This window comes from Mycobacterium bohemicum DSM 44277 (genome assembly GCF_001053185.1).
Lineage (GTDB): Bacteria > Actinomycetota > Actinomycetes > Mycobacteriales > Mycobacteriaceae > Mycobacterium > Mycobacterium bohemicum.
The window spans coordinates 364,753-378,715 of the sequence record NZ_CSTD01000003.1 but is presented as its reverse complement, the minus strand read 5'-3'; the positions used below and the strand labels follow the sequence as shown (position 1 = coordinate 378,715).

Sequence of the window (13,963 nt, the reverse complement as noted above, 5' to 3'; positions counted from 1 at the left end):
GACGGAACACTCACTCACACTCCGCCACCGGGGAGCCCCCCGGACCACGTTCGGCCGGCTGCGGCGTCACGTGAACCTTGGAACATCAAAGCCCCGGAATGTGGGCGCCCGCTTAGCAGCGCCTCTGAAGACGTTGAGCATTAACGCCGTTGCGCGAAAATGAGCGGGCGATGAGCGACGCCTTTGAAGATGTGCAGAGCTTCGCCGCGGGTGGTTTTTATCGGCACGGCGCGACGTAGCTTGATGGAGTGATCACCAGCCCCACCCAACTTACTCCCGAAAGCGGGAGCGCCCCTGCCGATTCCGGAACGAGCGCGATCACCGCGGTGAATCTCACCCTGAGTTATGGCGCCACAACAGTTCTCGATCGCGTGACCCTGGACTTCCCCGAGCGCGCCGTCACGTCCCTACTGGGGCCGACCGGCTCGGGCAAGACGACCTTCCTGCGCACCCTGAACCGGATGAACGACCGGGTCACCGGCTATCGCCGCCGCGGTGACGTGCTGTTGGGCGCCCGCAGCATCTTCGAAAGCCGTGACCTGATGGAGCTTCGGCGCCGCGTCGGCATGCTGTTCCAGCGGCCCAACCCCTTCCCGATGTCGATCCTCGACAACGTGGTGGCCGGGACGCGCGCGCATAAAATGGTGCCGCGCAAGGGATTGGCGGCCGTCGCCGAGGCCCGGCTCGCCGAGGTGGGCCTCTGGGATGCGGTCAAGGACCGGCTCGACGACTCCCCATTCCGGCTCTCCGGCGGTCAGCAGCAGTTGCTGTGCCTGGCTCGTGCGCTCGCGGTGAACCCGGAGGTGCTGTTGCTCGATGAGCCCACCGCCTCGCTGGATCCGGCGACGACCGAGAAGATCGAAGCGCTGATTCGATCACTCGCCGACCGGCTCACGGTGATCATGGTGACGCACGACCTGGCCCAGGCCGCCCGCATCGGCGACCGGACCGCCCTGTTCTTCGACGGCAGGCTGATCGAGCAGGGACCCACCGAACGGGTCTTCCTGGCGCCTCAGCACCCGGAGACCGTCCGCTACGTCTCCGGGCTGTTCGGTGACTGCACGATGTTCGGCGACCGGGGACGGCGGGTGGGGGCGGCGACATTTCACGGGGGCGCAGACGGGGGACGAGAAAGGTGATATCCCATGAAGATTCGTTCGCGCGCGCTCCTGCTCGTCGTGCCGCTGATGCTGGCCGCCGCGGCCTGCGGTTCGAACTCGACGGTGGCTTCCGTCGCGGGCCCCACCGCCGGCGCGGCTAACGGCGCCGGACCCGCCACCGCGCCCGCGACGTCGAAGGTGGCCCTGACGGAGACCGGCGCCACCGAGCTCTACCCGCTGATGAACGTGTGGGGGCCGGCCTACAACGCCAAGTATCCCAACGTGTCGATCACCACCGGCAGCACCGGATCGGGCGCCGGGATCTCCCAGGCCGCCGCCGGGGCGGTCAACATCGGCGCATCGGGCGCCTACCTGTCCAACGGTGACATGTCCGGGCATCAGGGGCTGATGAACATCGCGCTGGCGGTCTCCGCAGAGCAGGTCAACTACAACCTGCCCGGCGTCAGCGGCCACCTCAAGCTGAACGGCAAGGTCCTCGCGGCCATGTACGAGGGCAAGGTCAAGGCCTGGAACGACCCGCAGATCGCCGAACTCAACCCCGGCGTGACCCTGCCCGCCACCGCGGTGGTTCCCCTGCACCGGTCCGACGGGTCCGGCGACACGTTCGTGTTCACCCAGTACCTGTCGAAGCAGGACCCGGACGGCTGGGGGAAGTCGCCCGGATACAACACCACCGTCGACTTCCCCGCGGTGCCGGGGTCTTTGGGTGAGAACGGCGCCGGCGGCATGGTGACCGGCTGCGCCCAGACGCCCGGCTGCGTCGCCTACATCGGCACCAGCTACCTCGACCAGGCCGTCCAGAAGGGGCTGGGCGAGGCTCAACTGGGCAACGCGTCCGGCAACTACCTGCTGCCGGACGCCCAGAGCGTGCAGGCCGAGGCGGCGGGCTTCGCCGCCCAGACCCCGGCGAACGAGGCGATCTCGCTGATCAACGGGCCCACCGCCGAGGGGTATCCGATCGTCAACTACGAGTACGCGATCGTCTACGGCGGCCAGAAGGATCCCGCGGTCGCGCAGACGATGCAGGCGTTCCTGCACTGGGCCGTCACCGACGGCAACGGCCCTTCGTTCCTCAACCAGTTCCACTTCCAGCCGCTGCCGGCCGCGGTGGCGAAGCTGTCCGACGCCCAGATCGCCAAGATCTCGAGCTAGGCGACGTCGGTGACCCGCACGCTTCCCCGACAACGACAAGCGCCGAGCGGCGTCCGCGACTCGGGCCGCGGGGCGCGCACGGTCCGGTATGCGGGCAGGGTGAGCGCGGTGACCCCGCTGCTCGCGCTGGTGTTCGTGCTGGCGACGCTGATCGTGGAGGCGGTGGGCGCGATCCGGCTCAACGGGCTGCACCTGTTCACCGGCACCGACTGGAACCCGGGCAACACCTACGGCGACACCGTCGTCACCGGCGGTGTCGCCCACCCGGTCGGCGCCTACTACGGGGCACTGCCGCTGATCGTCGGCACCCTGGCGACGTCCGCGATCGCCCTGCTCGTCGCGGTGCCGGTGTCCATCGGCGCGGCCCTGGCGATCGTGGAGCGGTTGCCGCGGCGGCTCGCCGCCGCCGTCGGCATGGTGCTGGAATTGCTGGCAGGCATCCCCAGCGTCGTCGTCGGCCTTTGGGGCGCAATGACGTTCGGGCCGTTCATCGCCCACCACATCGCTCCGGTGATCGCCCGCAACGCGCCCGACGTGCCGGTGCTCGACTACTTCCGGGGCAACACCGGCAACGGCGAGGGCATGCTGGTGTCCGGCCTGGTGCTGGCGGTCATGATCATCCCCGTGATCGCCGGCACCTGCCGCGACCTGATCCGGCAGGTGCCGTTGTTGCCACGCGAGGGCGCGCGGGCGCTGGGCATGTCCGACTGGGAGTGCGCACGCAGGGTCACGCTGCCGTGGGTGTCCGGTGGCATCGTCGGCGCCGTGGTCCTCGGACTCGGACGCGCGCTCGGCGAGACCATGGCCGTCGCGATGGTGTCCGGCGCGGAGCTGGGCACGATGCCGGCCAACATCTACTCCACCATGACCACCATCGCCGCCACCGTTGTGTCGCAACTCGATTCGGCGATGACCGACTCCACCAACTTCGCGGTGAAGACGCTCGCCGAAGTCAGCCTGGTGCTGATGGCGATCACCATGCTGACCAACATCGCCGCTCGTGCACTGGTGCACCGGGCGTCCGGCACCGCGCTGCCGGTGGGGCGGGGTGTCTGACATGCCGGTCGCGATGCGCCGCAGGGGCGTCAACGCACTGTTCTGGGCGGCCTGCTTCGGCTCCCTGGCGATGGTGATCGCCCCGACGTTGTGGATGCTCATCGGCGTCGTCGGCCGCGCCCTGCCGGTGTTCCGCTTCGACGTGCTGACCCAGGACACCCAGGGCAACGGAGGCGGCCTGCGCAACGCGATCGCCGGGACCGCCGTCCTGGGCCTCGGCGTAATGTTGGTGGGCGGCACCGTTAGCGTGCTGGCGGGTGTCTACCTGTCCGAATTTGCCACCGGCAGAACGCGTTCCATCTTGCGCGGCGCCTACGAGGTGCTGTCCGGCATCCCGGCCATCGTGCTCGGCTACGTCGGCTACCTCGCGCTGGTGGTGTACTTCGGCTGGGGCTTCTCCCTGGCGGCCGGGGTGGCGGTGCTGTCGGTCATGAGCGTTCCCTACATCACCAAGGCCACCGAGTCCGCGCTCGCCGCGGTGCCGACGTCCTACCGGGAGGGGGCCGACGCGCTCGGGCTGCCGACCATGTGGGCGTTGCGCAAGATCATCCTGAAGCCCGCGATTCCCGGGATCGTCACGGGCATGCTGGTGGCGCTCGCGCTGGCGGTCAGCGAGACGGCGCCGATGCTGTACACCGCGGGGTGGTCGGCCTCGTTGCCGACCGGGCAGCTCACGCATTCGCCGGTCGGGTACCTGACGTATCCGATCTGGACCTTCTACAACCTGCCGTCGAAATCGGCGCAGGACCTGTCCTACGACGCGGCGTTCCTGCTCATCGTGTTCCTCGTGCTGCTGATCCTGCTGGGCAGGCTCATCACCTGGCTGTCGCGGCGAAACACCGAAACCTGATGCGCAGCATCAGATTCCCGGGAGCCGCACCACCTGGATGAAGAACTCGTCGATCTGGCGCACCGCGTTGATGAACTGGTCGAGGTCGACGGGCTTCGTGACGTAGGCGTTGGCGTGCAGTTCGTAGCTGCGCAGGATGTCCTCCTCGGCCGACGAGGTGGTCAGCACCACGATGGGGATGCGGGACAACTCGGGGTCGGACTTCACCTTCTCCAGCAGCTGGCGGCCGTCGTACTTGGGCAGGTTCAGGTCGAGCAGGATGAGGTCGGGCCGCGGCGCGTCGGCGTAGGGGCCGCGCCGGTAGAGGAAGTCAAGGCCCTCTTCCCCGTCGTGCGCGACGTGCAGGTTGTTCTTGAGCTTGTTGTGCTCGAACGCCTCCCGGGTGATGAGTTCGTCTCCCGGGTCGTCCTCGACCAGCAGGATCTCGATCGCCCGGCCCTCGGGCCTTGAGGATGTCACTGTTGCTGCGCTCCTTCCAAAACGGCTGTGCCCGCATGGTTTTCGTCGCCGGACGCGGGCATCGGGATGGTGAACATGATCCGGGCGCCCTCGGTGTAGGAGTCGTCGATGCGGATGCTGCCGCCGTGGTGCTCGACGATCTTCTTCACCAGCGCCAGGCCCACACCCGTCCCGCTGTACACGTCGCGGCCGTGCAGCCGCTGGAAGATGACGAAGACCTTGTCGGCGAACTCCTGCGGTATGCCGATCCCGTTGTCGGCGACGCTGAGCAACCACTCGCCGTCACCGGCCTCGCAGCCGACGACGACGCGGGGGCGGCGGTCCTTGTGCCGGAACTTGACCGCGTTCCCGATGAGGTTCTGCCACAACATCGTCAGCAGCGTGGGATCCCCGACGATCTGCGGGAGCGGCTGCGCGGGCCGCACGATCTCGGCGTCGGATTCCTCGATCGCGGCGCTCAGGTTGGCCAGCGCGGCGTCCAGCGCCTCGTCCAGCCGCACCTCGCTTTCCGAGGTGTTCAGCCGGCCCACGCGCGAGAAAGTGAGCAGGTCGTTGATGAGCACCTGCATGCGCTTGGCGCCGTCGACGGCGAAGCCGATGTACTCGATCCCGCGCTCGTCGAGCTTGTCGCCGTAGCGCTTCTCCAGCAGCTGGCAGAACGACGCGACCTTGCGCAGCGGCTCCTGCAGGTCGTGCGACGCGACGTAGGCGAACTGCTCGAGTTCGGTGTTGGAGCGCCGCAACTCGAGCGCCTGCTCGTCCAACATCTGCTGGGCCGAACGGGAGGTCTGCAGCTCCTCGACGATCCGCCCGCGCATGTTCTCCACGTCCATCGCCATGTCCCGGATGTCCCTGGGCCGCTTCGGCGGCACGATCGTCCGGTCGAAGTCGCCCTCGGTGATCCGCCGGCACGACGCGGCCAGCGCCGCCAGCGGGCGCGCGACCATGTCGCGCACCAGCAGACCGAGCAGGGCGGCCGTGGCGAAGAAGAGCAGCACCATGGCGATCAGCACCCTGTTGCGCCAGGCGTCGGTGCGCCGCAGCTCGTCCGCCGCCCGGTCGCGCGCCGCGCGCAGGTTCGCGTTCTGCTTGTCGAAAAGCGAACGCAGATGGTCGAATTCGGCCTTACCGCGTTCGGCCGCCGGACGGTTGGTGAGATTGCGGCCGCCCGGGTCGACGCTGGCGATCGCCGGCTCGGCGTAGTTGGCCCGCCACTGCGCGCCGGCCTCCTCGATGGCGTCCAGGTCGGCGATCAGGTCCTCGTTCTGACCGATGCGGCGCCGGACCTCCTCGGCGGCCGCCTGTTCGGCGTGCTGGCCGTCGTAGTACGGGGTGAGGAACTGGCGGTCCTCGACGATCAGGTAGCCCCGCACCCCCGTCTCCTGGTCGCGCAGCGCGGACTGCAGCCGGCCCGCCGCCGTCCGCGCCGGCTGGATGTTGTCGATCAGCTCGCGCGCCACCTGGTCGGTGTGGCGGATCAACACCGCGCCGACGACCGCGCCGGCCAGCACCATCGCGCCCATGATGAACAGGGCGACGCCCTGCCATCCCCGCGCGGTGAGCTGGGAGGGCCGCAGCCGGTCGAGGACGGCGCTCACGCGGGGGTCCGTTCGATGCGCAGCACGGCGATGTCGTCGGTGAGGCCGCCGAGCGGCTCGGCGAGCCGCTGCGCGCCGTCGATGAGGGCGTCGACGAAGTCGGGACCGGGCAGCGGCGCGTGCGTGCGTGCCAGCGCCAGCAGGCCGTCCTCGCCGAGGCGTTCGATCCCGCGCCCCGAATACCCCTCGAACAGGCCGTCGGTCAGCAGGAGCAGCCCCCGACCGGGGGACAGTTCCAGGTCGTGCTGCGGCCAGTCGTGGGCGCGCAGGCCCAGCGCCGGCCCGGCCGGCGGCTCGATCCAGTCCACGGTGCCGCCCCCCTGCAGGAGCATCCCGGGATGGCCGGCGCGGACCGCGGTGACGCGCGGGCTGTCGGGCGCGATCTGGAGGCTGAGCACGGTCGCGAAGACCCCGGTGGCGGTGCGCTCGGAGTACAGCACGCGCTCCAGCTGGCGCATCAGTTCGACGCCGCGGACGCCGGCGAAGGTGAGCGCCCGGAACGCGATCCGCAGCGCCGCCCCCAGGGCCGCCTCGTGCGGCCCGTGCCCGGCGACGTCGCCGATCAGGACGTGCACGATCCGGTCGGGTGTCTGCACGACGTCGTAGAAGTCCCCGCACAGCAACGCGTCCTCGCGGCTGGGCCGGTAGCGGGCGACGATGTCGACACCGGGGTTGTCCAGCAGCAGCGGCGACGGCAGCAGGCCGCGTTCGAGCAGCGCGTTCTCGCGCGCCCGCAGCTGGCTGGCGTGCAGGTCGGCGGAGATCAGCTCGGCCCGTTTGCGCTCGATCGCGTACAGCAGCGCCCGCCGCAGCATCTCCGGTTCGACGCGCCCCTTGACCAGATAGTCCTGCGCGCCCGCCGCGACGGCGGTGGCCCCGAAGTACTCGTCGTTGAGCCCGGTGAGCACGACGACGGGGACGGTGGCGTCGCGCTTGGCGATGCGGTCGAGGGCCTCGATGCCGCTGGCGTCCGGCAGGTGCAGGTCCAGCAGCACGCAGTCGGGCCGGGCCGCGGCGAGTTCTTGCTCGGCGTGGGCCATCGACTGTGCCCAGATGACCCTGATGTCGGCGACCGCGTCCGCGATCAGGTCCTCCACCAGCACGGCGTCGGCCCGGTCGTCCTCGACCAGCAGCAGCGACAGCGACCTCCAGTGGGCCGCGGGTGTGACGGGAGCGCGCACGGGAATCAAGTACCGGTCATCCGTGGGCGCGCATGGCAGGCGACGTTGTTAACTGGACACCCCCTGGCCCGGGTAAAGCGTTTGCTCAGTGACGTCGGTCGACGTCTGCGGTCGGTGCCTGCTTACCGACCCGGGGCTCGGCGACCGCCCCACATAGTTGCCTGGTTGCCGTTGGAAATCCTATTCGACCACGGCGACGCCCCCGCGGAGGGTCGAATCAGCGCAGCAGCGCCCGCGACATCACGACCCGCTGGATCTGGTTGGTGCCCTCGTAGATCTGGGTGATCTTGGCGTCGCGCATCATCCGCTCGACGGGGAAGTCCCGCGTGTAGCCGTAGCCGCCGAACAGCTGCACCGCGTCGGTGGTGACCTCCATCGCCACGTCGGAGGCCAGACACTTGGACGCCGCGGAGATGAACCCGAGGTTGGATTCGCCGCGCTCGGCGCGGGCGGCCGCGTGGTAGACCATCAGCCGGGCGGACTCGACCTTCATGGCCATGTCGGCGAGCATGAACTGCACGGCCTGGTTGTCGCTGACCGGGCGGCCGAACTGCTTGCGCTCCTTGGTGTAGGCGATCGCGGCGTCGAGCGCGCCCTGGGCGATGCCGACCGCCTGGGCGCCGATCGTCGGGCGGGTGTGGTCGAGGGTGGCCAGGGCGGTCTTGAAGCCGGTCCCCGGCTCGCCGATGATCCGGTCGCCGGGGATGCGGCAGTTCTCGAAGTACAGCTCGGTGGTCGGCGAGCCCTTGATCCCGAGCTTGCGCTCCTTGGGACCGACGCTGAACCCCTCGTCGTCGGCGTGCACCATGAACGACGAGATGCCGTTGGCGCCCTTGTCCGGGTCGGTCACCGCTATCACCGTGTACCAGCTCGACTTGCCGCCGTTGGTGATCCAGCACTTGGCGCCGTTGAGGATCCAGTCGTCGCCGTCGGCCTTGGCCCGGGTCCGCATCGCGGCCGCGTCGCTGCCCGCCTCGCGCTCGCTCAGCGCGTAGGACGCCATCGCGGTGCCGTCGGCGAGCTGCGGCAGCACCTGCTTCTTGAGGTCGTCGGAGCCGCGCAGGATCAGCCCCATGGTGCCCAGCTTGTTCACCGCGGGGATCAGCGACGCCGAGGCGTCGACCCGGGCGACCTCCTCGATCACGATGCACGCGGCCACCGAGTCCGCGCCCTGCCCGCCGTACTCCTCGGGCACGTGCACGGCGTTGAAACCCGACGCGTTGAGCGCGTCCAGCGCCTCCTGCGGGAACCGCGAGTTCTCGTCGACGTCGGCGGCGTGCGGCGCGATCTCCTTCTCCGCCAGCGCCCGGATCGCCGCCCGCAACTCGTTGTGCTCGTCGGGCAACTGGAACAAATCGAACGACGGGTCTCCGCCCCATCCGGCCATCTCAAGCCTCCTCGTGCTACTCGCCGGTAACTTTACCGTGCAGCTCGCGCAGCGCCGCATCCTTGGCCGCCACGCTGGCGGCCAGCTCGGCGGAGAACGCCACGAGGCGCGCCCGCAGCTGCGGGTCCGACGACGCCAGGATGCGCACGGCCAGCAGCCCGGCGTTGCGCCCGCCGCCGATGGACACGGTGGCCACCGGGACCCCCGCGGGCATCTGCACGATCGACAGCAGCGAGTCCAGGCCGTCCAGCCGGGACAGCGGCACCGGCACCCCGATCACCGGCAGCGGCGTCGCCGACGCCACCATCCCCGGCAGGTGGGCCGCGCCCCCGGCGCCGGCGATGATGACCTCGAGGCCGCGGTCGGCCGCGGTGCGGGCGTAGTCGAACATGACCTGCGGGGTGCGATGCGCGGAGACCACCCGGACCTCGGCCGGGACGTCGAACTCGGCCAGCGCGGCGGCGGCGTCGGACATCACCGACCAGTCGCTGTCGCTGCCCATGATCACGCCAACCCTGGCCTCAGTCATTGCGCCGCTCCTCCTCATCGCTTCCTCCCCCTCGGCGCTCCGCGCCCGGGGGAGCCCCCTCTGCATCGTCGCCGGCGCGGCTAGCCATGCGGGTCCCATCCGTCCGTCCACTGCCCGCGTGACAACCAGTGTGCCGCCAGCTCGGCGCGTTCCCGCAGCGCGGCCAGCCCGGCGGGGTCCGCGGCCCCCGCGTCACCCAGGAAGTTCACGTGCCCGATTTTGCGGCCGGGTCGTTCGGCCTTGCCGTACAGGTGGACCCGCGCGTCTGGCATCCGGGCGAACAGGTGGTGCAGCCGCTCGTCGGTGGTCATCGCGGGCTCATGCGGCGCCCCCAGCACGTTGGCCATCACGGTCACCGGGGCGAGGGCGGCCGTGTCGCCCAGCGGGTAGTCGAGCACCGCGCGCAGGTGCTGTTCGAACTGGCTGGTGCGCGAGCCGTCCATGGTCCAGTGCCCGGAGTTGTGCGGCCGCATCGCCAGCTCGTTGACCAGCAGCTCGCCCTCGGTGTTCTCGAACAGCTCGACCGCCAGCACCCCCACCACGCCGAGCTCGTCGGCCAGCCGCAACGCCAGCCGTTGCGCGGCCGACGCCACGTCGCCGGGCAGGCCGGGGGCCGGGGCGATCACCTGGACGCAGATGCCGTCGCGCTGCACCGTCTCGACCACCGGCCAGGCGGCGCCCTGCCCGAACGGCGACCGCGCCACCAGCGCCGACAGCTCGCGGCGGAGTTGCACCTGTTCCTCGGCCATCACCGGCACCCCGTCGGCGAGGAACCCGGCCGCGATCTCGCGGGCGTGCACGGGGTCACGCGCCATCCGCACCCCGCGCCCGTCGTAACCGCCGCGGACGGCTTTCACCACCACCGGGCCGGCGATGCGCCGCGCGAAGCCATCGAGTTCGTCGACGCTGCGGATCTCGGCGAAGCGGGGCACCGCGGCGCCGAGCGCCTCCAGCCGCCGGCGCATGACGAGCTTGTCCTGCGCGTGCAGCAGCGCGCCCGGCGGCGGCGCCACGTTGACACCCTCGGCGACCAGCTTGTCCAGCAGCTCGCCGGGCACGTGTTCGTGGTCGAAGGTGAGGACGGTGGCGCCGGCGGCGACCCGGCGCAGGTCCTCCAGGTCGGTGTGCGAGCCGATCACCACGTCGGGCGTGACCTGCGCGGCGGACTCGTCGGGGGCGGTGGCCAGCACCCGCAGCGTCTGACCCAGCGCGATCGCGGCCTGGTGGGTCATCCGGGCGAGCTGTCCACCGCCGACCATCGCTACCAGTGGGCTGCGTGTACTCGGCACGGCCATCATGGTGTCACGGCGCGCGGCGCCGCGTTCAGGCGTGTTGACCGGCGCCGACGCGGAATCGTTAGGTACGGTTGTGCGTCTGTCCGTACACTGACGTGTTGTGTCCTTAGCCGAAGCCGCGATCGCGCGCATGCCCAGCGCGCTTCAGCCCTACCTGCTGCGGCACCACGAATTGATCAAGTTCGCCATCGTGGGTGGCACGACGTTCGTCATCGACTCCGCGATCTTCTACACGCTCAAGCTGACGATCCTCGAGCCCAAGCCGGTCACCGCCAAGGTGATCGCCGGCATCGTCGCGGTCATCGCCTCCTACGTGCTGAACCGGGAGTGGAGCTTCCGCGACCGCGGCGGCCGCGAGCGCCACCACGAGGCGCTGCTGTTCTTCGCGTTCAGCGGCGTGGGCGTGCTGCTGTCCATGGCGCCGCTGTGGTTCTCCAGCTACGTCCTGCAGCTGCGGGAGCCGATGGTGTCGCTGACCGTGGAGAACATCGCCGACTTCATCTCGGCCTACATCATCGGCAACCTGTTGCAGATGGCGTTCCGGTTCTGGGCGTTCCGGCGCTGGGTGTTCCCCGACGAGTTCGCCCGCAACCCCGACAAGGCGCTGGAGTCCGCGCTCACCGCGGGCGGGATCGCCGAGGTCTTCGAGGACGAGATCGAGCGCGGCCTGGACATCGGCAACGTCACGCTGCTGCGGTCCTGGCGCAACCGCCGGGCCGCCCGGCTGGGTCAGCTGGGCGACTCCTCCGAACCGAGCGTGTCGAAAACCTCGTGATAGAGCAGCGCGTGCACGTCGCGCAGGCGCGGAATGTCGTAGAACTCCAACGGATCCTGTGACGCCGACTCGATAATCAGCGTCCCGGTGCGAAACATCCGCTCGGTCAGCCGGTCGCGGAACTCCACGCTGTTGATCCGCGCCAGCGGGATGTCGATCCCGCTGCGGGTGAGCACTCCGTGGCGGAACATCACCCGCCGGTTGGTGACGACGAAGTGGGTGGTCAGCCACGACAGGAACGGCCACAACGTCAGCCAGCCGACGATCACCAGCCAGATGCCCCAGATCGCGCCGTGCAGGATGTTCTTGGCCATCTGCTCCCAGTGCGTCGAGTTGACGTACCCGGACCCGAACGCCGCCAGCGCGGTCGCGCCGAGCAGCACCAGAACCGGCCAGATCAGCCGCTTCCAGTGCGGGTGGCGGTGGATGACCACCTGCTCGCCGGCGGCCAGGGCGTTGTCCGGGTAGCTCACCCGCACGAAGCTACCGTTTCCTAACGCAGATGCACGACGTCACCGGCCGAGACGACGAGCGTCTGGCCGCCCGTCTCCAGCAGCAGCCTGCCCTGCTCGTCGATGCCGCCCGCGGTCCCGACGATCTCCTTGCCGCCGGGCAGGTGGGCGCGCACGCGGCTCCCGATCGTCAGGCTTTGCGCCCGGTAGTCGGCGTCTGGTGCTCGGCGATCAGCACCGAGCCGGCGACGTCGGTCCCCTGGGCCGCCCGGGCCAGCAGGTCGGCGTTGGTGGATCCGGTTCGTTCGACGACGTCGAGCCGCCGCCAGCCCAGCCCGGTCCCGATCAGCTCGGCGCGCAGCATGGCCTCGTCCAGCGGTGGCGAGTCGATCACCCAGCCCAGCCTAAGGGGCCCCGTCGGGGCAGCCGATAACGCGGATATTGTTGACTCCCATGACAAGCGTTACCGACCACACGGCGGAGCCCGCTGCCGAGCACACCGTCGACATCCACACCACCGCAGGCAAGCTGGCGGAGCTGCACAAGCGGCGGGAGGAGTCGCTGCATCCGGTCGGCGAGGCCGCCGTCGAGAAGGTGCACGCCAAGGGCAAACTCACCGCTCGCGAGCGCATCTACGCGCTGCTGGACGAGGACTCGTTCGTCGAGCTCGACGCCCTGGCCCGGCACCGCAGCTCGAACTTCGGCCTGGAGGCCAACCGGCCGCTGGGCGACGGCGTGGTCACCGGCTACGGCACCATCGACGGCCGCGACGTGTGCATCTTCAGCCAGGACGCCACGGTGTTCGGCGGCAGCCTCGGCGAGGTGTACGGCGAGAAGATCGTCAAGGTCCAGGAGCTGGCGATCAAGACGGGCCGCCCGCTCATCGGCATCAACGACGGCGCCGGCGCGCGCATCCAGGAGGGCGTCGTCTCGCTCGGCCTCTACAGCCGGATCTTCCGCAACAACATCCTGGCCTCCGGCGTCATCCCGCAGATCTCGCTGATCATGGGCGCCGCCGCCGGCGGGCACGTCTACTCCCCCGCGCTGACCGACTTCGTGATCATGGTCGACCAGACCAGCCAGATGTTCATCACCGGTCCCGACGTGATCAAGACCGTCACCGGCGAGGACGTCACCATGGAGGAGCTCGGCGGGGCCCACACCCACATGGCGAAGTCGGGGACGTTGCACTACGTCGCCTCCGGCGAGCAGGACGCGTTCGAATGGGTGCGCGACCTGCTGAGCTACCTGCCGCCCAACAACGCCACCGACCCGCCGCGCTACGCCGAGCCCGCACCCGAGGGCCCGATCGAGGACAACCTCACCGCCGAGGACATCGAGCTGGACACGCTGATCCCCGATTCGCCCAACCAGCCCTATGACATGCACGAGGTGATCACCCGCATCCTCGACGACGACGAGTTCCTCGAGATCCAGAACGGCTACGCCCAGAACATCGTGGTCGGGTTCGGCCGCATCGACGGCCGCCCGGTCGGCATCGTCGCCAACCAGCCCACCCAGTTCGCCGGCTGCCTGGACATCAACGCCTCGGAGAAGGCCGCCCGCTTCGTGCGGACCTGCGACTGCTTCAACATCCCGATCGTGATGCTCGTCGACGTGCCGGGCTTCCTGCCCGGCACCGGCCAGGAGTACAACGGCATCATCCGCCGCGGCGCCAAGCTGCTGTACGCCTACGGCGAGGCCACCGTCCCGAAGATCACCGTCATCACCCGCAAGGCTTACGGCGGCGCGTACTGCGTCATGGGTTCCAAGGACATGGGCTGCGACGTCAACCTGGCCTGGCCGACCGCCCAGATCGCGGTGATGGGCGCCTCGGGCGCCGTCGGCTTCGTCTATCGGCAGAAGCTCAAGGAGGCGGCCGAGGCCGGCGAGGACGTCGACACGCTTCGCCTGCAGCTGCAGCAGGAGTACGAGGACACCCTGGTCAACCCCTACGTCGCCGCCGAGCGCGGCTACGTCGACGCCGTCATCCCCCCGTCACACACCCGCGGCTACATCGCCACCGCGCTGCGCCTGCTGGAACGCAAGGTCTCCCACCTGCCCCCCAAGAAGCACGGGAACATCCCGCTGTGAGTCGAACGAGCGGA

12 protein-coding genes and 2 pseudogenes are annotated in these 13,963 nt (G+C 69.7%); 6 read left to right on the top strand and 8 right to left on the bottom strand.

From position 1 onward, the window contains the following. Window positions 1-251 precede the first annotated feature (251 nt). Genes BN971_RS16340 through BN971_RS16325 form a run of 4 tightly spaced genes read left to right on the top strand, consistent with a single transcriptional unit; the run spans window position 252 to window position 4,179 of the window. Entirely contained in the window at window positions 252-1,139 is an 888-nt protein-coding gene (locus tag BN971_RS16340) for an ATP-binding cassette domain-containing protein (protein WP_170322186.1), read from the top strand. A gap of 6 nt (window positions 1,140-1,145) precedes the next feature. Beyond that, complete coding sequence (gene pstS / locus BN971_RS16335) at window positions 1,146-2,273, top strand: phosphate ABC transporter substrate-binding protein PstS (protein WP_085182080.1); 1,128 nt, start codon at window positions 1,146-1,148, stop codon at window positions 2,271-2,273. A 9-nt stretch (window positions 2,274-2,282) separates the two neighbouring features. Continuing rightward, entirely contained in the window at window positions 2,283-3,329 is a 1,047-nt protein-coding gene (gene pstC / locus BN971_RS16330) for a phosphate ABC transporter permease subunit PstC (protein WP_085182081.1), read from the top strand. 1 nt (window position 3,330) lies between these two features. Beyond that, on the top strand, window positions 3,331-4,179 hold the full coding sequence (locus BN971_RS16325) for a PstA family ABC transporter permease (protein ID WP_085182082.1): 849 nt from the start codon (window positions 3,331-3,333) through the stop codon (window positions 4,177-4,179). Window positions 4,180-4,188: 9 nt separating this feature from the next. Here BN971_RS16325 and BN971_RS16320 read toward each other — a convergent pair whose 3' ends face one another. The 6 genes and pseudogenes from BN971_RS16320 to BN971_RS16295 all read right to left on the bottom strand — a co-directional run bounded on the left by BN971_RS16320 (window position 4,189) and on the right by BN971_RS16295 (window position 10,631). Continuing rightward, entirely contained in the window at window positions 4,189-4,638 is a 450-nt protein-coding gene (locus tag BN971_RS16320; protein WP_085182083.1) for a response regulator, read from the bottom strand. Further along, on the bottom strand, window positions 4,635-6,161 hold the full coding sequence (locus BN971_RS16315) for a sensor histidine kinase (RefSeq protein ID WP_085182165.1): 1,527 nt from the start codon (window positions 6,159-6,161) through the stop codon (window positions 4,635-4,637). The genes BN971_RS16320 and BN971_RS16315 overlap by 4 nt, the downstream gene beginning before the upstream one ends. 71 nt (window positions 6,162-6,232) lie before the next feature. Beyond that, entirely contained in the window at window positions 6,233-7,378 is a 1,146-nt protein-coding gene (locus BN971_RS16310; protein ID WP_085182166.1) for a PP2C family protein-serine/threonine phosphatase, read from the bottom strand. 256 nt (window positions 7,379-7,634) lie between these two features. After that, window positions 7,635-8,804: an acyl-CoA dehydrogenase gene (locus tag BN971_RS16305; protein ID WP_085182084.1), complete on the bottom strand. Its 1,170-nt coding sequence runs from the start codon at window positions 8,802-8,804 to the stop codon at window positions 7,635-7,637. 16 nt (window positions 8,805-8,820) lie between these two features. Beyond that, window positions 8,821-9,333 (bottom strand): 5-(carboxyamino)imidazole ribonucleotide mutase, encoded by a 513-nt coding sequence (gene purE, locus BN971_RS16300; protein ID WP_090350323.1) that lies wholly within the window; start codon window positions 9,331-9,333, stop codon window positions 8,821-8,823. Then, window positions 9,326-10,631 (bottom strand): annotated as a pseudogene (locus tag BN971_RS16295) (5-(carboxyamino)imidazole ribonucleotide synthase). The gene purE and the pseudogene BN971_RS16295 overlap by 8 nt, the downstream one beginning before the upstream one ends. Window positions 10,632-10,728: 97 nt before the next feature. Here BN971_RS16295 and BN971_RS16290 point away from each other — a divergent pair. After that, entirely contained in the window at window positions 10,729-11,403 is a 675-nt protein-coding gene (locus tag BN971_RS16290) for a GtrA family protein (protein WP_085182087.1), read from the top strand. Here the strand turns inward: BN971_RS16290 and BN971_RS16285 are convergent. Both BN971_RS16285 and BN971_RS16280 read right to left on the bottom strand, forming a co-directional pair. Then, window positions 11,358-11,876 carry a PH domain-containing protein gene (locus tag BN971_RS16285; RefSeq protein ID WP_085182167.1) on the bottom strand — a complete coding sequence of 173 codons (519 nt, stop codon included), beginning with the start codon at window positions 11,874-11,876 and terminating at the stop codon, window positions 11,358-11,360. The two genes, BN971_RS16290 and BN971_RS16285, sit on opposite strands and share 46 nt — an antisense overlap. Window positions 11,877-11,896: 20 nt before the next feature. Then, window positions 11,897-12,219 (bottom strand): annotated as a pseudogene (locus tag BN971_RS16280) (hypothetical protein). 89 nt (window positions 12,220-12,308) lie between these two features. Between BN971_RS16280 and BN971_RS16275 the strand changes: the two are divergent. Further along, window positions 12,309-13,949 carry an acyl-CoA carboxylase subunit beta gene (locus BN971_RS16275; RefSeq protein WP_085182088.1) on the top strand — a complete coding sequence of 547 codons (1,641 nt, stop codon included), beginning with the start codon at window positions 12,309-12,311 and terminating at the stop codon, window positions 13,947-13,949. Window positions 13,950-13,963: the final 14 nt, after the last annotated feature.

Coding starts and splice junctions, on each gene's coding strand:
- BN971_RS16305 (WP_085182084.1), bottom strand. CDS start 8,804: ATGGCCGGATGGGGCGGAGACCCGTCGTTCGATTTGTTCCAGTTGCCC.
- pstS (WP_085182080.1), top strand. CDS start 1,146: ATGAAGATTCGTTCGCGCGCGCTCCTGCTCGTCGTGCCGCTGATGCTG.
- BN971_RS16275 (WP_085182088.1), top strand. CDS start 12,309: ATGACAAGCGTTACCGACCACACGGCGGAGCCCGCTGCCGAGCACACC.
- purE (WP_090350323.1), bottom strand. CDS start 9,333: ATGACTGAGGCCAGGGTTGGCGTGATCATGGGCAGCGACAGCGACTGG.
- BN971_RS16325 (WP_085182082.1), top strand. CDS start 3,331: ATGCCGGTCGCGATGCGCCGCAGGGGCGTCAACGCACTGTTCTGGGCG.
- BN971_RS16315 (WP_085182165.1), bottom strand. CDS start 6,161: ATGGGCGCGATGGTGCTGGCCGGCGCGGTCGTCGGCGCGGTGTTGATC.